We start from the raw sequence: 16,762 nt of genomic DNA on the forward strand, positions 1-16,762 counted from the left end.
CGGCGCCGGTAGCGAGGCGCGAACAGCCGCGCAGTCTTTACTGTTGCTGCCCGGCACTTTCACGGGATCATCATGACAACCAGGTCCGATACTGCGGGAAGCGCTTCCGAGCGCGCCTGTGCTGGCTATCGCCTGCACGGCAAATACGGCGTGCCTCATGCCGAGATCGCTTTTGTTCTGGGGGTGGAGGAACGCATTTACCTGAACCGGTTGCGCCGCGGGGGGATTGATCCCGATATGACCAAGCGCGCCGATGACCTGCCGCTCGATGTGGAGGAGATACTGGCGAATATCCGCAACGAGCTCGTGCGCCTGACGGAAGGCGGCAAGGTGCCTGACAAGGCGGCGGTCGATGCGCTCGGGTCTCTGGCACGGGCACTGAAGGCATTCATCGAACTGGCGCGCGAGAACACGGTGCAACCCGCGCCGGCCGCCGATCCGGTGGCAGTCAAGCCGGAAGAACTGCGCGACGCGCTGGCGCGCATCGACAGGAGGATCAACGAACTTGCAGATGTCCGGGCAGCCGAAATTATTCAACGTCGGCATGAAGGACAATTTGAAGGGCAATCTGGCGATGGCGGTGGACAGGGAGTGGTTCTGCCAGGGGCGTGATGCCCAGCAGCCGCCGATGGCGCCCTGGCGCACCTGGCTCATCATGGGCGGGCGCGGTTCGGGCAAGACCCGCGCAGGCGCCGAATGGACCGCCGGAATAGCGATGGGGCTTCCGACCATTGCCTCGGCGAAATCCGGCCATATCGCCCTGGTCGGCGAGACGCTTGCCGATGTGCGCGAAGTCATGGTGGAGGGGCCGTCGGGCATCCTGTCCGTCTCGCGCTGTGAGCGCCCCCGGCTCGAAGCGACGCGGCGGCGGCTGGTCTGGGAGAGTACGGGCGCGGTGGCGTCGTTCTTTTCCTCCGAGGACCCGGACAGTCTGCGCGGACCGCAATTCGATGCGGCGTGGTGCGACGAGCTGGCCAAGTGGAAACATCCGCAGGAGACATGGGACATGCTGCAGTTCGGCCTCAGGATCGGACGGTTTCCGCGTCAGATCGTGACGACGACACCACGCCCGGTCGGCCTGCTGCGTACGCTGCTTGCCGACAAATCCATACCTCTGACGCGGATGAGGACGGCTGAGAATGCCGGCCATCTCGCATCGGGCTTTTTGGAGGCGGTCGAGAGCCGCTATGCCGGTTCGCGGCTCGGGCGGCAGGAACTGGACGGCGAGCTGATCGAGGACCGCGCCGATGCGCTCTGGTCGCGTTCGTCGATCGAAGGGCTCGTCCGCAAGGTGGTTCCACCGCTCAGGCGCGTTGTCGTCGCTATCGATCCGCCTGCGACCGCGGGACGGAATTCCGATGCCTGCGGCATCGTTGCGGCGGGCATCGATCATGACGGTTTCGGCTGGGTTCTGGCCGATGAAAGCCTTGTCCACGCCAAGCCTTATCAATGGGCGCGCCAGGCCGTTGCGCTTTATCACCGCCTCGAGGCGGATATCGTCATCGCCGAAGTCAATCAGGGCGGCGACATGGTGGCGGCGGTGATTGCCGCCGAAGACCATAGCGTTCCCGTCCGCTCGGTTCGGGCGATGCGCGGCAAATGGCTTCGCGCCGAACCGGTCGCAGCGCTTTATGAGCAGGGCCGCATCCGTCACACCAGGCGTTTTCCGGGGCTCGAGGACGAGATGTGCGATTTCGCACCGGGCGGCCTTTCCTCCGGCCGCTCGCCCGATCGTCTCGATGCGCTCGTCTGGGCCCTCAACGAATTGATGCTGGGCAAGGACAAGATGCCGAGGATCCGAAGGATGGAGTAGTTTAGAGCCGTTCCTGTTTTGACGGAATCATTTGTGTTCTCACCCCCCTCTGCCCTGCCGGGCATCTCCCCCTCAAAGGGGGGAGATCAGGCCTTCATAAACGTGTGGCACCAATCGCAGACGTTTCAGAATGAAAGCGGAAAGCATTGTCAGCCAATCTCCCCCCTTGAGGGGGAGATGCCCGGCAGGGCAGAGGGGGGTATTTTGACCACAAAACCTCGAAATTTCCCTTTAAAAACAAGGAAAACCCCATGCCATTATCATGGCCGTGGCGCAGGCGTGCCGCGATTGCTCCCGCACGCACCGAAGCAAAGTCCGCCACGGGTTTCGTGGCGCTGCATGTGGAACAGAGCGCATCCTGGATCGCGCGCGATTATCCGACGCTGGCGCGCGAAGGCTTCATGCGCAACCCGGTCGTCCATCGCGCCGTGCGTATGATCGCCGAGGCGGCGAGCGCCGTGCCCTGGCTGCTTTATGAAGGCTCGACCGAACATGAGGCGCATCCGCTGCTCGATCTCCTGGCCAGGCCGCGCCGGGGATCGAACGGCGCCGCATTTTTCGAGATGCTCTACGGCCACCTGCTTCTCTCGGGTAACGCCTATGTCGAGCGTATCGAAACGGCTGGCGGCGCGCGCGAACTGCATCTTCTGCGCCCGGAGCGCATCACCGTCGAGACGGATGGTGAGGGGTGGCCGCAAGCGCTGGCCTATCGTTGCGGCGCGGCCAAGCGCATCGTGCCTCTCGATGGCCCGGCGGGCGGGCAGGCGCTGCATCTAAGCCTCTTCCACCCGCTTGACGATCACTATGGCTTTGCCCCGCTCGAAGCAGCCTTGATGGCCCTCGATATCCACAATGCGGCGGGCGCCTGGAACAAGGCGTTGCTCGACAATTCCGCACGCCCCTCCGGCGCACTGGTCTACGCGCCGAAGGATGGCGGCAATCTGACGGAGGAACAGTTCGCAAGGCTCAAAACCGAGCTGGAGGATGGCTATACCGGCGCGGCGGGGGCGGGTCGTCCGCTGCTCCTCGAAGGCGGCCTCGACTGGAAAGCGATGGGGCTTTCGCCGCGCGACATGGATTTCATTGAGGCGAAGAACGCCGCAAGCCGTGATATCGCTCTCGCCTTCGGCGTGCCGCCGATGCTGCTCGGCATTCCCGGCGACAATACCTACGCCAACTATGCCGAGGCCAACCGTGCCTTCTATCGCCTGACGGTATTGCCGCTGATCGCGCGCACCGCCAAGGCGTTCGGCAATTGGCTGGCGCCGCTCTATGGCGACGATCTGCGTCTGGAGCACGATTATGACCGCATCGAAGGACTTTCTGCCGAGCGCGATGCGCTCTGGCAGCGCATTTCCAACGCGTCCTTCCTGACCGACGAGGAGAAGCGGCAGGCGGTAGGGTATTGAACAGCGCTTGTCGCTAGGACACGATTTGTCCTTCACCTCACCCCTCATCCGACCGCTTCGCGGCCACCTTCTCCCACAAGGGGAGAAGGAAAGGCTCGCACGAACGCTTCTGCTAATCGCCAACGTTTGGTTTGGCCGGAGTCCAATGCAGTGCTCCTCCCTTCTCCCCTTGTGGGAGAAGGTGGCCGCGAAGCGGTCGGATGAGGGGTGTCTGGCACGGTAATCCCAAAATGGAGAACCCCCATGAGCGCGCTCAATGAACCGGGCTTGGTGGGCGATATGGCATGGATATGGCTGGCGAAGGCCGCAGGCGCTGTTGCCGGTTCCGCCGTGTCGCTCGCCTATATGCTGCCCAAGGGAAAGCAGGAGGCGGCGATCCGTTTCGCCGTCGGCATCATCTGCGGTCTGGTTTTCGGCGGAGCGGCGGGCGTCAAGATCGCCGAACAGCTCGCCATCGACGGGGATCTCGGCAAGGCGGAGCTCATGCTGATGGGATCGGCTGCCGCAAGCCTTGCGGCATGGTCGGCGCTCGGCATCTTCAACCGTTTTACCGAACGCATGAAGACCACAGCGCTTCCCGATTTCATTTCAGAAAAACAGAAGGAAATCCGCGATGAAGGCTGAGCAGGCGAAGCTGCGGCCAAAGCTGCAACTTGAGACGAAACTGGCCGGATTGGCGCTTGAGCAGGTGGATATCGACGGCAGCTTTTCCGGTTATGCCAGCCTCTTCGGCGAAGTGGATCTCGGTCAGGACATCATCGAGCCGGGAGCGTTCGCCAGATCGCTGAAGACCCGCGGCACGTCAGGCATCCGCATGCTGTGGCAGCATGATGCCAATGAGCCCATCGGCGTCTGGACCGTGATCAGGGAAGATGCACGCGGCCTCTATGTGGAAGGGCGCCTGGCCAAGGGCGTTCCGCGGGCCCGGGACGCGCTCGAACTGATGCGCAGCGGCGCGCTCGACGGGCTTTCCGTCGGCTTTCGCACGGCACGCGCCCGCAAGGAGGCAAGGACCGGGATCCGCCGTATCATCGAGGCCGATCTCTGGGAGATTTCCGTGGTCACGTTCCCGATGCTGCCTTCCGCGCGCATCAGCAGCGTCAAGGCCACGATGCTGCCGACAACAAGGGAATTCGAACGCTGGCTCACGCGGGACGCGGGGTTCAGCCGTAGCGAAGCGCGCATCGTGATCGCCAAGGGTTACGCGGCGGTCGCGGGCACGAATGCAGACGGGCGGGATGCCGTTTCTGCCTCACCCGAAACGCTGGCCGGGCGCATCCGCGCCGCCGCCAGACAAATTTCATGAGAAGGAACAACGATGCAGGAAGAAACAATTACGGCATCCGAGAAGAAGAGCGTCGAGATCAAGGCGATCGGCAGCGGACAGGACGTCGCCGAAGCGTTCGACGAGTTCATGTCGGCCTTCGATGCCTTCAAGCAGGCCAATGACGAACGGCTTGATAAGATCGAAAAGCGGGTCGGTCCCGATGTGCTGACGGTGGAGAAGGTCGATCGCATCAACCGCAGCCTCGAAGAGCAGAAGCAGGTGCTCGACCAGATGCAGCTGAAACAGGCCCGCCCGTCGCTTGGAAGCTCGCTTGGACGCGGCAACCCGGTCGCCTCGCTCGAACACAAAAATGCCTTCGAAACCTATGTCCGCCGGGGCGACGAACAGGCCCTGCGCGGCATCGAGCAGAAGGCGCATTCCTACGGTTCCGGTCCCGATGGCGGCTATCTGGTGCCGGCGGAAATCGAGACCGAAATCGGCAAACGGCTTGCCCGGCTTTCGCCGATCCGCTCTGTCGCTAGCGTACGGCAGGTCTCCGGCGCCGTGCTGAAGAAGCCGTTCTCCGTGAGTGGCCCGGCGGTCGGCTGGGTGGGCGAGACGGATGCGCGTCCGGAAACGGCGTCGGGCGTGCTCGCCGAACTGCAGTTTCCGACGATGGAGCTCTACGCCATGCCGGCCGCGACCGCTTCGCTTCTCGACGATGCGGCGATCGATGTCGAGCAGTGGATTTCGGCGGAAGTGGAGGCGGCCTTCGCCGAGCAGGAAAGCGCCGCTTTCATCAGTGGCGACGGCGTCAACAAGCCGCGTGGCTTTCTCGATTATGAAAGCGTTGCGGAAGCCGATTGGGAGTGGGGCAAGCTCGGTCATCTCGCAACCGGCGTTGCCGGTGGATTGCCGGCTGAAGATGCTTCCGATGTGCTGATCGAGCTCGTTTACTCGCTGAAGGCCGGCTACCGCCAGAACGCGAACTGGGTGATGAACCGCAAGAGCCAGGCAGCGCTTCGCAAGCTCAAGGACAATGACGGCAATTATCTCTGGCAGCCGCCTGCCGTCGTGGGAGAGAAGGCATCGCTGATGGGCTTCGGGCTGGTCGAAGCCGAGGACATGCCGGATATCGCGGCCGATACGAGCGCCATCGCGTTTGGCGATTTCAGCCGCGGCTATCTGGTCGTCGACCGCACCGGCGTCCGTATCCTGCGCGATCCTTATTCCGCCAAGCCCTATGTGCTGTTCTATACGACCAAGCGTGTAGGCGGCGGCATCCAGGATTTCGACGCGATCAAGATATTGAAGTTCTCCGCGTGAGTTAGGTGTTGCTACACCCCCCTCTGCCCTGCCGGGCATCTCCCCCTCAAGGGGGGCGATTGGCTGATACGGCTCCCTGCGTTCGTTCTACAACATCCGCGATTGATTGATGCCGAACGTTCATGACGGCGTAATCTCCCCCTTGGGGGGGAGATGGCCGGCAGGCCAGAGGGGGGTGATCCTCCAACAAGGATTCCCCATGACCATGCATTTAGTCACGCCGCCGGCGGTCGAGCCGGTGACGCTCGCGCAAACGCGCGCTTTTCTCAAAATCTCTACCGAAAGCGAAGACACACTCCTGGAACAGCTTCTGCGCACGGCGCGCGAGGTGGTGGAAAGCCAGACCGGGCTGGCGCTGATCAGCCAGACCTGGCGGCTCCATCTCGACCGCTGGCCGCGCTCTGGCCGCATCGCGCTTTTTCGCTATCCCGTGCAGGAGATCGTGGAGGCGAGGGCCTATGCTCCGGACGGAGCGCCGGTGGTGATCGGCCTGGGCGAGCGGCATCTCCACGAGGGATCGCGCCCGCAACGGCTTTATCTTAACCGGCGCTTAGGCTCGGCCGCGCTTGGCGGGCTGGAAATCGATTTCGTGGCGGGTTTTGGCGAAACCGGCGCGGACGTGCCGGACGCACTGAAACACGCCATCTTGACGCTTGTCGCGCATTTCTACGAATTCCGTGGTGCCTTCGATGGCGAGGCGCAGCCGGTCTCCTTCCCGCCGGCCTTCGACCGTCTGGTGGAAATCTGGCGCAGGGTATCGCTATGAACACCGTCTTTATCGATGCCGGACGGCTTTCGAGCGAACTGGCGCTCGAACGGATCCGTCCCGCCCCCGACGGTATCGGCGGCTACACGGAAAAAAGGGAAGAGGTTGCGACCCTATGGGGCCGTGTCGAGCCCGTCTCCGACACGGCGCGATATTTCGGGGCACAGCCGCTCGAAGAGATCACCCATCGCATTATCCTGCGTTTCCGCAACGACGTCGAGAGCGGCATGCGCCTGCGCAAGGGAGAGCGGCATTTCACGATCATTACCGTTCATGATCCTGATGAAAGCCGCCGCTATTGTCTGTGTCGCGTCAGGGAGGAGGGGCGATGAAATTGTCGATGGCCCTGACCATGGACGGTCTGATCCGCAGCTTGCGCTGGCATGGTGTCGAATTGCGGGAAAACGTGCCGGAACCGATGACGGATCGACGGAAGGAAGACGAACACGATGACGAGCGCCAATATGGAATTGCACAAGGCGATCTATCTCGCCCTTTCCGGTGATGCCGCACTGATAGCGAAATTGGGCGGCCCGAATGTCTACGATCACGTCCCCGCTGCCGCTGCCTTCCCTTACGTCACTTTCGGTCAGACGGCTGTCTACGATTGGAGCACCGACAGCGAAATCGGCGACGAGCATCTCTTCACCATCCATGTATGGTCGCGTGCGGGCGGCAAGAAACAGGTCCTGGAAATCATGGATTTGATTGCCACCCGGATGTCTGCCACCGCTCTGACGCTCGACCGGCACCGGCTCGTCAATCTAGCGCTACAATATTCGCAGGCGCGCAATGACGACGAACGCGACGGCTACCATGGCCTGCTGCGTTATCGGGCGGTGACCGAGGGGGTTTAGCGCTGGATACCCCTCATCCGACCGCTTTGCGGCCACCTTCTCCCACAAGGGGAGAAGGGAAGAAAGCTGCATGAGGCTAATCCCAATCGCAGACGCTGGTATTTTGCAGCATGGCCTATGCAATGCACCTCCCTTCTCCCCTTGTGGGAGAAGGTGGCCTCGCGAAGCGAGGTCGGATGAGGGGTATCTCTCTCCCTTAAGTCATTCCCACAACAGGAGAATTCCATGGCCGCCCAGAGAGGCAAGGACATATTGCTGAAGATCGCCCGCCCGGATGGCGAGTATGAGACCTGTGCCGGGCTGCGCGCCAAGCGCATCGCCTTCAATGCCGAGACGGTCGACGTGACCGATGCCGATGCCGCCGGCAGGTGGCGGCAGCTTCTCGGCGGCAGCGGCGTGCAGCGGGCCTCCATCACCGGTTCCGGCATTTTCAAGGACGCCGCATCCGACGCCCTTGTCCGCACCGCCTTCTTCAACGGCGATATCCTCGCCTGGCAGATCATCCTTCCCGATTTCGGCGCGTTGAACGGTTCCTTCCAGATCACCGCGCTCGAATATGGCGGCAATCATGATGCGGAGGTCACCTTCGAAATCGCGCTGGAATCGGCCGGATTAGTCACCTTCGGAGAGCTGGCATGATGGTGAACCGGCACCGTGGTGAAGTGGGTGCGGTTCTCGATGGCCGCGAATGGGCGCTCTGCCTGACGCTCGGGGCGCTTGCCGAACTGGAGGCAGCCTTCGAAGCCGAAGATTTGACCGCGCTCATTGCCCGGTTCTCCTCCGCCCGCCTTTCGGCACGGGATATGGTGCGCATCATCACAGCCGGTTTGCGCGGTGGCGGACACAGCGTCACCGAAGACGATGTGGCGCAGATGCAGGCCGATGGCGGCGCGGCGGGTTTCGCCCGCATCGTCAGCGAATTGCTGACGGTCGCATTCGGCGCTGCGCAGGCGGCTACGGCGAAGCCGGAAAGCGATTCCCTTTCAAACCCTTGAGTGCCGCAGTTGAACCAGAGCCTTTCCCATGGGCGACCATGATGCAGGCGGGGCTGGGGCATCTGCGGCTTTCTCCCGAAGCCTTCTGGTCCATGACGCCGCGCGAACTGGCGGCGGCCATGGGTCTTTCCGCGCGCGCCGCGAACGCGCCGTCGCGCCAGACATTCGACGCCCTCATGCGGGCATTTCCCGACAGGTGAAATATGGCTGAAAACGAGAATGTAACCGTCGCGATCGAGGCGGATACCAGCGCCTTCGACAAGGCGCTCGACGATTTGCAGAAGAAATCCGGCCAGTTCGGCACCAGCTTGACGGCGGCGTTGAAGGGAGCCGCGATCAGCGGGCGCGGCCTCGATGATGTGCTGCGCGGGCTCGCCACCAATCTCGCCGGCCTCGCGCTCGAAACCGGTTTGAAGCCGCTGCAGGGGCTGATGTCGTCGCTGTTCTCCGGCCTCCTTGGCGGCGTCGGCGGTGTTACACCTTTCGCCAAGGGCGGTGTGGTGTCGAGCCCGACCTATTTCGGCATGGCTGGCGGTTCGCTGGGTTTAAGCGGCGAGGCGGGCGCCGAGGCCATCCTGCCGCTCGCCCGCGGTGCGGACGGCCGCCTCGGCGTGGCAACCGGCACTTCGGGAAAATCCATGCAGGTCGTTTTCAACGTCTCGACGCCTGATGCCGCGTCATTCCGCAAATCGGAGGCGCAACTGTCCGGCATGCTGGCACGGACCGCACGGCGCGGCGCAAGGAGCTTGTGAATATCATGGCCGAGATATCTTCCTTTCATGATGTGCGCTTTCCCCTCGGTGTCTCCTTCGGCGCAACGGGAGGCCCGGAATGGCGCAATGAAATCGTAACGCTCATTTCGGGCCACGAGAAACGCAATGCGCGCTGGGCGCAGTCCCGCCGGCATTTCGATGCGGGAACGGGTCTGCGCTCGCTGCACGATTTGAGGGAAGTTCTGGCCTTCTTCGAAGCGCGGCACGGTTCGCTCCACGCTTTCCGGTTCCGCGATCCATTCGATCATCTCTCGAACGAGAATGGCGGCGAGGTACTGCCCGGCGATCAATCGATCGGCACGGGCGACGGCAGGACGACGGCTTTCCAATTGACCAAGAGCTATGGCGGGGGCGCTTATGTCCGCCCGATCACCAAGCCGGTCGCGGGCTCGGTCCGGATCGCCGTCGGCGGAGTCGAGATGATCGAGGGCGAGGCGCTCACCGTCGATAGCCTGACCGGCATCGTCACATTCACGCCCGAGTCGATCCCGCCTGTGGGCGCTTCGGTCACCGCCGGCTTCGTCTTCGATGTCGCGGTGCGTTTCGACACGGACCGCCTTACAGCCAGCATCGCCTCGTTCAAGGCGGGAGAAATTCCTTCAGTTCCCATTATCGAGGTGAAAGCGTGATTTGTCGGAATCACCAAGCGCCCTCGTCCTTCGAGGCTCCGCTCCGCTTCGCACCTCAGGATGAGGGCTACTGAAACGTCGGCGCCCTTCACCCTCATGGTGAGGTGCGAGCGAAGCGAGCCTCGAAGGACGAGGGTGAAGGGTCAAATATGGAAGGCTTTAAATCATGATGCCCATTCCTCAAGCCCTTGAATCACATTTGCAAGGGGTGGTGACAACCCATTGTTTCGTCTGGATCATTCGCCGCCAGGACGGCTCAGTCCTGGGCTTCACCGATCACGACAGGCGGCTTCTCGTCTCGGGCGTGACCTGCGAACCTCAGACAGGAATGACCGGCAGCGAGGCCAGTACCGCCCTTGGTCTTTCCGTCGACAGCGCTGAGATCGAAGGCGCGCTGTCTTCGCTCGCCATCGATCAGGCCGATATCGAGCGCGGCCTTTATGATGACGCCACGGTCGAAACCTATCTCGTCAACTGGTCGTCGCCGCAGGATCATGTGCTGCTGCGCCGCTCGATCATCGGAAAGATTACCTATGCCGATGGCAAATTTACCGCCGAGCTGAAGAGCAGCGCCGCCAATCTCGACAAGATCCATGGCCGCCGCGTCATGCGCAATTGCGACGCGGAACTGGGTGACCGGCGCTGTGGCGTCAACACCGGCGATCCGCGTTATTTCGCTGAAGCGGTGGTGGTCGCGACCGGCGACGCCGCCTTTCTGGCCTCCGGCCTTGAGGGCTTTCAATCCCATTGGTTCGACAATGGCCGCCTGACCTGGACTGGCGGGGCGAATGCGGGGAAGGTGGCAATTGTCGTCAGTCATGCACCCGCAGGCCACATTGTGCTGCGCGATATCCCGGCCGACCCCGTAGCGGTTGGCGATACGTTCTGTGTCGTCGCCGGATGCGACAAGAGCTTTGCGCAATGCCGGGCAAAATTCGCCAACACCGTAAACTTTCGCGGCTTCCCGCATCTGCCCGGAAACGATGCCGCTTACGCTTACGTCAACAGCGATGCGGAATTCGATGGGGAGCCTCTGGTGCCATGAAGGAGATGACAATTGCATCATCGGTCCTGCGCGAGGCGGACGGCTGGATAGGCACGCCCTATCGCCATGGCGGATCGTCGAAGGGCGTCGGCTGTGACTGTCTGGGCCTTGTCCGCGGCATCTGGCGCGCGCTCTATGGCGAAGAACCGGAGCAACCCGGCGCCTATGCACCGGATTGGGCGGAAGCCGGTGGCGGCGATCGGCTGATCGATGCGGCGCGCCGCCATATGGCTGAAAAATCGGTCGGAACAATGCAGCCAGGCGATCTCCTGGTGTTTCGCTGGCGTCCATCCGTCGCCGCCAAGCATCTGGGCATCTTCGCCCCGGAAAACCGCTTCATCCACGCCTATGAGGGCCATCGCGTCATGGCGTCGGTGCTCGTTCCGCAATGGCGCCGGCGTATTGCTGGGGTATTCGCGTTTCCGGCTCCAGCGCGCTGCGATGCCCCCCCCTCTGCCCTCCTGAGCATTTATCGAAGGGCGGGCATCTCCCCCTCAAAGGGGGAGATTGGCTGATATCGTTCTCCGCGTTCCTCCTGCGATGTCTACGATTGATGCTTCCCGTTCATGAAGGCGTAATCTCCCCCCTTGAGGGGGAGATGGCTGGCAGGCCAGAGGGGGGTGCATCGCAGCACGCTGCCATCTAACTGTGAAAGATATAATCCCCATGGCGACACTCGTTCTTCAGGCTGCCGGCGCTTACCTCGGCGGTTTTCTCGGCACGCTTGGCGGCACGATCGGTGCTGCGGCGGGTGCGCTGGGCGGCTATCTCCTCGATACGGCGCTGATCAATTCGACGCGCCGCACGGAAGGGCCGCGTCTGGCCGGAACGAAGCCGACGACGGCGGAAGAGGGCGCCGCACTTCCCTTCGTCTACGGCACCGCGCGCCTTTCCGGCACGCTGATCTGGGCGACCCGTTTCGAGGAAAAGGCGACGACGACCCGCCAGGGCGGCAAAGGCGGCGCGAAAAGCACCAATTACAGCTATTTCGCCAATGCCGCCTACGCCGTCGCGGCGGGCGAGATATCAGGCATCCGCCGCATCTGGGCCGACGGCAGGGAACTGGACCAGACCACCGTCGAAATGCGCATCTATCGCGGCACGGTCGACCAGATGCCCGATCCACTGATCGAGGCGAAGCAGGGCGATGGCAATGCTCCCGCTTATCGCGGAACCGCCTATGTCGTCTTCGAGCGCATGCCGATCGACGATTACGGCAACCGGCTTCCGCAAATCCATTTCGAGGTGATACGGCCCGTCGGCGCTCTGGCAAAGGGCATTACGGCGGTCGCGCTTATCCCCGGCTCGACCGAGTTCGGCCTTTCGCCTGATGTGGTGACGGACGAGCCGAAGCCTGGGGAAACGCGCTCGCTCAACCGCAACGCGTTGCGTGGGCTAAGCGACTGGAACGCCTCGATGGACGAATTGCAGGCGCTTTGCCCTGGCCTTGAGCATGTGGCGCTGGTCGTGCCGTGGTTCGGTGACGATCTGCGCGCCGGGGAATGTCGTATCCGGCCGGGCATTGTGGAGCCGAATGCCAGGCGGCCCAGCCAGGTCTGGCGCGTTGCCGGGTTGAAGCGAGGCGAAGCGCATCTTGTTTCCCGCAATGCGGTGGGCGCTGCCTATGGCGGCACCCCCTCCGACGAGAGCGTCATCGCCGCTATCCGCGATGCGAAAGACCGTGGTCTAAAAGTCACTATTTATCCCTTCATCATGATGGATATCCCCGCGGATAATAACCTGCCGTCACCTTATGGCGGGGAAACTCAGCCGGTTTATCCCTGGCGCGGACGCATCAGCTGTTTTCCCGGACCGGACCAGGAGAGAACCGCCGATCGCACGGTGATGGCGGCCAGCCAGATAACCGCCTTTCTCGATGGCGAATGGGGCTATCGGCGGTTCCTCAGGCACTGCGCCGGTCTGACAACCGCAGCCGGTGGCGTCGATGCATTCATCATCGGTTCGGAACTGCGCGGTCTGACGACGCTCCGCGACGAGGCGAACGGCTTCCCCTTCGTTTCCGGCCTCTGTGAACTCGCCGCCGAAATGCGCTCCCGCCTCGGCCCGTCCTGCCAGCTGACCTATGCGGCGGATTGGTCGGAATATTTCGGGCACCACCCGCAGGACGGCAGCGGCAACGTCTATTTCCATCTCGATCCGCTATGGGCGCATCCGACGATCGATGCGGTCGGCATCGACAACTACATGCCGCTGGGCGACTGGCGCGACGAGGACGACAGGCGTTTCGGGCCGGACAATCTCAGCGGCGCTTACGATATCGAGGGTCTTGTCGGCAACATTGCGGGCGGCGAAGGGTTCGACTGGTACTATGCCAGCGCAGCCGATCGCCAGAACCGTGTCCGCTCGCCCATATCGGATGGTCTCTCGGGCAAGCCCTGGGTCTTCCGCTACAAGGATCTGAAGAGCTGGTGGGAAAATCCGCATTATAACAGGATCGATGGCGTGGAAAGCGGGACGCCGACCGCATGGCAGCCAATGTCGAAGCCGTTCTGGTTCACCGAACTCGGCTGCCCTGCCGTGGACAAGGCTCCCAACCAGCCGAACGTCTTTCCCGATCCGAAATCCTCCGAAAATGCCATTCCGTATTTCTCCGACGGTTCGCGTTCCGATCTGGCGCAAAGCCGCTTTCTTGGCGCACATCTCGATTACTGGAACCGGACGGAAAATGGCGGCAATCCCGTTTCTCCCATTTATGGAGGAACGATGCTGGATACTCGCCGCATCTATCTTTGGGCCTGGGATACCCGTCCTTTCCCTGAATTTCCGCTCAATGGCAGTCTCTGGGGAGATGCCGATAATTGGCGCCTTGGCCATTGGTTGAACGGACGGATAAGCGGCGTTGCGCTCGATGATCTGATAGCGGCCATATTCCAGGATTTCGGCCTGGAGGCAGCAGATACATCGGCCGCCGACGGCTATCTCTCCGGTTTCGTCATCGCAGAACCATCGACCGCGCGCTCGGTTCTGGAGCCGTTGCTGGACCTGTTCGGCATCCATGCCTTCGAGACGAAAGACCAATTCGTCTTCCGCAGCGCCGCCAGGCTGTCCCCGTCGCTTCTGGTCGAGCATATCGTCCTGCCCGATAACGAGGGAGCTTCGATGACATCGATGCTGGAAGATCGCAATGATCTTCCAGGCACGGTGGAAGTGTTCTTCAGCGACCCCATGCGCAATTATCAGACGGGGAGCGCGGTTGCGGTGAGGAGCGAGGGTAAAGGGCAGGGAAGAGAGACGCTGACGCTGGCGGGTTCGATGGAAGCCGGACAGGCAAGGGCGTTGGCGGAAAACTGGCTGAGAAGATGCTGGGCGGGACGGCGAACGACAAGCCTTTCGGTGCCATGGGACCATGTCGGCCTGTCGGTCGGCGACACGATCAGCCCCTCCGGCGATGCCGAGGCTACGGAGTTCGTCGTGACCGCTCTGGAGGATGGCGCGGAGCGCAATGTCCAGGCTGTAGCCATCGCGCCGCATGTGCGCTTTCCCGATGTCGGAACATTGCCTTCGGTCCCGCCGGGGAATCCCTTCACCAATGACGGGAAGCCGTTTTTCCACCTGATCGATCTGCCTGCCTGGCCGGGAGCCGAGGACGCTGCAAGCCAGTTCCGTCTCGCCTGCTATGCCAGGCCGTGGCGCGGCGTTAGCGCATATGCATCACCACAATCGGATGGCTATTCCACGCGGACCCTCGTGGGCAGCAGGGCAATTGTCGGGGAACTGACGGCGCCGCTGCCGCCGGGCAACAGCGGCAGGTTCATGAATACGCAGGCCGTGGATGTGTTGCTTTATGCCGGAGAGTTACGTTCCCAGCCCAAGGCGCAGCTTTTCAACGGCGCAAATGCGGCTTTGCTTCAGGCGCCCGATGGAAGCTGGGAAGTGTTCCAGTTTCTCGAAGCTGTGGAAACAGCCGATAGCCAGTGGCGGCTGACCTGCCTGTTGCGTGGACAGCTTGGCACGGAAGAAGAGGCCGCCATGCCGAAGCCGGCGGGCACACCATTCGTGCTGCTGGATGATGCAATCGTGCCGGCGGGCTTGCAGGCGTCGGAGATCGGCCTGGCGCTCAACTGGCGGATCGGCACGGCCGGACGTGATTTTTCGGAGCTCTATTTCGATACGGTCGAAGCTGTCGGCGGCCTTAGGGCACTTCAACCGTTGAGCCCGGTGCATCTTGCCGCCAGGCAATTGCCGAACGGCGATATCGCCGCAAGCTGGATCCGGCGCGGCCGCATCGATGCGGACAATTGGTTCGGTACTGACATTCCCTTGGGCGAAGAGCAGGAAATCTATCAGGTCGAGATATGGCGGGGCGGTTCAGTGATACGGCAGGCGCAGGTGAGGGAACCGCTATGGAATTATGCCGCGGCGGACCGAACCGCCGATCTTGGTGGCCGCTTTGAACCATTCGAATTGGCGGTGGCAATGATCAGCGCCAGAACCGGGGCAGGCAGGTTCGCCCGTCTCACCGTTGATTTTTAATAACACAGAAAGGTGAACTTGAATGAACTCCGTCAAACCTTGGTTTCTGTCCAAAACCATATGGGCGTCCGCAGTGACGTTTGCGATCTCGATCGCAGGATTGCTCGGCCTTTCCACTGACACGATCGACCAGCAATCGCTCGTCGATATTCTCATGCAGTTTGCCACAGCCCTGGCGGGACTGGTTGCCATCGTCGGGCGTTTCAACGCGGATTCCAGGATTTCGTAAGCAACTGTTTAATGATATGCGGTAAAAGGCCTCGGCAATGGCCGTCGGGGCCTTTACCGTTCATTCATTGTTCAGCTAAAAAGCGCTATAGAAGGCGCCATGATGAAATATTTTTCTGTTCCCAAGATTATCGCCGCTCTGGCAGTGCTTGCCGTCGCATCCACTGCGCATGCGGGCAGCTTGCCGCAGATCGCTCCCCAAAAGGCAACGCTTCTGACGCGCGTGGCTGGTGATTGCGTCGCGATCGGGCAGCAGGTGGCCTCTTCACAGGGCGGGACCCTGACCAAGGCGACGCCGGCTGTGCAGAACGGCCAGGATGTTTGTGTCGTCGTCGTGCTGGTTCCCGGCCGCGATGGAGAACGTCCACGCCGTGTCGAGGTTGCGGTCCCCGCCAACTGACCGGCTCCGAAATTCTGTATCTGTAGTGGAGAGGGAACGGCGACATGCGCATCCTCATCGTTGAGGACGACAAGGATCTCAACAGGCAGATCTTCGAGGCCCTGGTTGAAGCGGGTTATGTGGTGGACCGCGCCTTTGATGGTGAGGAGGGCCACCATCTCGGCGACACCGAGCCCTATGATGCCATCATTCTCGATATCGGTTTGCCGCAAATGGACGGTATCAGCATTCTGGAGCGTTGGCGGCGCGATGGGCGCACCATGCCTGTCCTGATGCTCACCGCGCGCGACCGCTGGAGCGACAAGGTCGCAGGCATCGATGCAGGCGCCGACGATTACGTGGCCAAGCCTTTCCATATCGAGGAGGTGCTGGCAAGGCTGCGGGCGCTGATCCGCCGCGCGGCGGGGCACGCCTCCTCGGAACTGACCTGTGGGCCGCTGCGCCTCGACACGAAATCCTCCAAGGCCAGTGTCGATGGCGTCACCTTGAAGCTCACATCGCACGAATTCCGCCTGCTTTCCTATCTCATGCATCATATGGACCAGGTCGTATCGCGCAGCGAACTGGTCGAGCATCTCTATGATCAGGATTTCGATCGCGATTCGAATACGATCGAGGTCTTCGTCGGGCGCCTTCGCAAGAAGATGGGCCTGGATTTGATAGAAACCGTGCGCGGCATGGGTTATCGCATCAAGGCGGACCAAGCGAAGGAAGCTGAAAGCTGACGGCACTTCGCTTTATCCCGACCCTGCGTTCACTG

The 16,762-nt window shown here is 62.1% G+C and carries 20 protein-coding genes and 1 pseudogene; all 21 read left to right on the forward strand.

The window, feature by feature from the left end; genetic code table 11:
- Positions 1-72: 72 nt before the first annotated feature.
- The 21 genes and pseudogenes from C5748_RS01170 (at position 73) to C5748_RS01270 (ending at position 16,727) form a co-directional block, all read left to right on the forward strand.
- Complete coding sequence (locus C5748_RS01170; protein WP_105740091.1) at positions 73-612, forward strand: hypothetical protein; 540 nt, start codon at positions 73-75, stop codon at positions 610-612.
- Positions 545-1,813: a DNA-packaging protein gene (locus C5748_RS01175; protein ID WP_483428560.1), complete on the forward strand. Its 1,269-nt coding sequence runs from the start codon at positions 545-547 to the stop codon at positions 1,811-1,813. Before C5748_RS01170 ends, C5748_RS01175 begins: the two co-directional genes overlap by 68 nt.
- Before the next feature lie 251 nt (positions 1,814-2,064).
- Positions 2,065-3,222, forward strand: a complete 1,158-nt coding sequence (locus C5748_RS01185) for a phage portal protein (protein ID WP_105740093.1) — start codon at positions 2,065-2,067, stop codon at positions 3,220-3,222.
- A gap of 243 nt (positions 3,223-3,465) precedes the next feature.
- Positions 3,466-3,846 (forward strand): DUF6107 family protein, encoded by a 381-nt coding sequence (locus tag C5748_RS01190; RefSeq protein ID WP_105740094.1) that lies wholly within the window; start codon positions 3,466-3,468, stop codon positions 3,844-3,846.
- Complete coding sequence (locus C5748_RS01195; RefSeq protein WP_105740095.1) at positions 3,836-4,528, forward strand: HK97 family phage prohead protease; 693 nt, start codon at positions 3,836-3,838, stop codon at positions 4,526-4,528. The genes C5748_RS01190 and C5748_RS01195 overlap by 11 nt, the downstream gene beginning before the upstream one ends.
- Positions 4,529-4,540: 12 nt before the next feature.
- Positions 4,541-5,815, forward strand: coding sequence for a phage major capsid protein (locus C5748_RS01200; protein WP_105740096.1), 1,275 nt, complete (start codon positions 4,541-4,543; stop codon positions 5,813-5,815).
- A 199-nt stretch (positions 5,816-6,014) separates the two neighbouring features.
- Complete coding sequence (locus C5748_RS01205; protein ID WP_105740097.1) at positions 6,015-6,581, forward strand: head-tail connector protein; 567 nt, start codon at positions 6,015-6,017, stop codon at positions 6,579-6,581.
- Positions 6,578-6,913, forward strand: coding sequence for a phage head closure protein (locus C5748_RS01210; protein WP_105740098.1), 336 nt, complete (start codon positions 6,578-6,580; stop codon positions 6,911-6,913). The genes C5748_RS01205 and C5748_RS01210 overlap by 4 nt, the downstream gene beginning before the upstream one ends.
- The gene (locus tag C5748_RS28115) at positions 6,910-7,086 is read left to right on the forward strand and encodes a hypothetical protein (protein ID WP_158259794.1); all 177 of its coding nucleotides are present in this window, start codon (positions 6,910-6,912) and stop codon (positions 7,084-7,086) included. Before C5748_RS01210 ends, C5748_RS28115 begins: the two co-directional genes overlap by 4 nt.
- A complete protein-coding gene (locus tag C5748_RS01215) occupies positions 7,031-7,438 on the forward strand; it encodes a DUF3168 domain-containing protein (RefSeq protein WP_105740099.1) in 408 nt (135 codons plus the stop codon). The genes C5748_RS28115 and C5748_RS01215 overlap by 56 nt, the downstream gene beginning before the upstream one ends.
- A 225-nt stretch (positions 7,439-7,663) precedes the next feature.
- Positions 7,664-8,077: a phage major tail protein, TP901-1 family gene (locus C5748_RS01220; protein WP_105740100.1), complete on the forward strand. Its 414-nt coding sequence runs from the start codon at positions 7,664-7,666 to the stop codon at positions 8,075-8,077.
- Complete coding sequence (locus C5748_RS01225; protein WP_245428714.1) at positions 8,074-8,433, forward strand: gene transfer agent family protein; 360 nt, start codon at positions 8,074-8,076, stop codon at positions 8,431-8,433. The genes C5748_RS01220 and C5748_RS01225 overlap by 4 nt, the downstream gene beginning before the upstream one ends.
- Positions 8,430-8,633 (forward strand): rcc01693 family protein, encoded by a 204-nt coding sequence (locus tag C5748_RS01230; RefSeq protein ID WP_105740101.1) that lies wholly within the window; start codon positions 8,430-8,432, stop codon positions 8,631-8,633. The genes C5748_RS01225 and C5748_RS01230 overlap by 4 nt, the downstream gene beginning before the upstream one ends.
- Before the next feature lie 3 nt (positions 8,634-8,636).
- Entirely contained in the window at positions 8,637-9,185 is a 549-nt protein-coding gene (locus C5748_RS01235; protein ID WP_105740102.1) for a phage tail tape measure protein, read from the forward strand.
- Positions 9,186-9,190: 5 nt separating this feature from the next.
- Complete coding sequence (locus C5748_RS01240; protein ID WP_105740292.1) at positions 9,191-9,835, forward strand: DUF2460 domain-containing protein; 645 nt, start codon at positions 9,191-9,193, stop codon at positions 9,833-9,835.
- A 166-nt stretch (positions 9,836-10,001) separates the two neighbouring features.
- Positions 10,002-10,880 carry a DUF2163 domain-containing protein gene (locus tag C5748_RS01245; protein WP_105740103.1) on the forward strand — a complete coding sequence of 293 codons (879 nt, stop codon included), beginning with the start codon at positions 10,002-10,004 and terminating at the stop codon, positions 10,878-10,880.
- Positions 10,881-10,885: 5 nt separating this feature from the next.
- Positions 10,886-11,311, forward strand: a pseudogene (locus C5748_RS01250) (NlpC/P60 family protein); the annotation flags it as partial.
- Positions 11,312-11,546: 235 nt separating this feature from the next.
- A complete protein-coding gene (locus C5748_RS01255) occupies positions 11,547-15,374 on the forward strand; it encodes a baseplate multidomain protein megatron (RefSeq protein WP_105740104.1) in 3,828 nt (1,275 codons plus the stop codon).
- Positions 15,375-15,396: 22 nt separating this feature from the next.
- A complete protein-coding gene (locus C5748_RS01260) occupies positions 15,397-15,603 on the forward strand; it encodes a hypothetical protein (protein WP_105740105.1) in 207 nt (68 codons plus the stop codon).
- A gap of 102 nt (positions 15,604-15,705) precedes the next feature.
- On the forward strand, positions 15,706-16,002 hold the full coding sequence (locus tag C5748_RS01265; protein ID WP_105740294.1) for a hypothetical protein: 297 nt from the start codon (positions 15,706-15,708) through the stop codon (positions 16,000-16,002).
- Between the two features lie 44 nt (positions 16,003-16,046).
- A complete protein-coding gene (locus tag C5748_RS01270; protein WP_105740106.1) occupies positions 16,047-16,727 on the forward strand; it encodes a response regulator transcription factor in 681 nt (226 codons plus the stop codon).
- Positions 16,728-16,762 lie beyond the last annotated feature (35 nt).

Source organism: Phyllobacterium phragmitis (assembly GCF_002980495.1).
Classification (GTDB): Bacteria; Pseudomonadota; Alphaproteobacteria; order Rhizobiales; family Rhizobiaceae; genus Paramesorhizobium; species Paramesorhizobium phragmitis.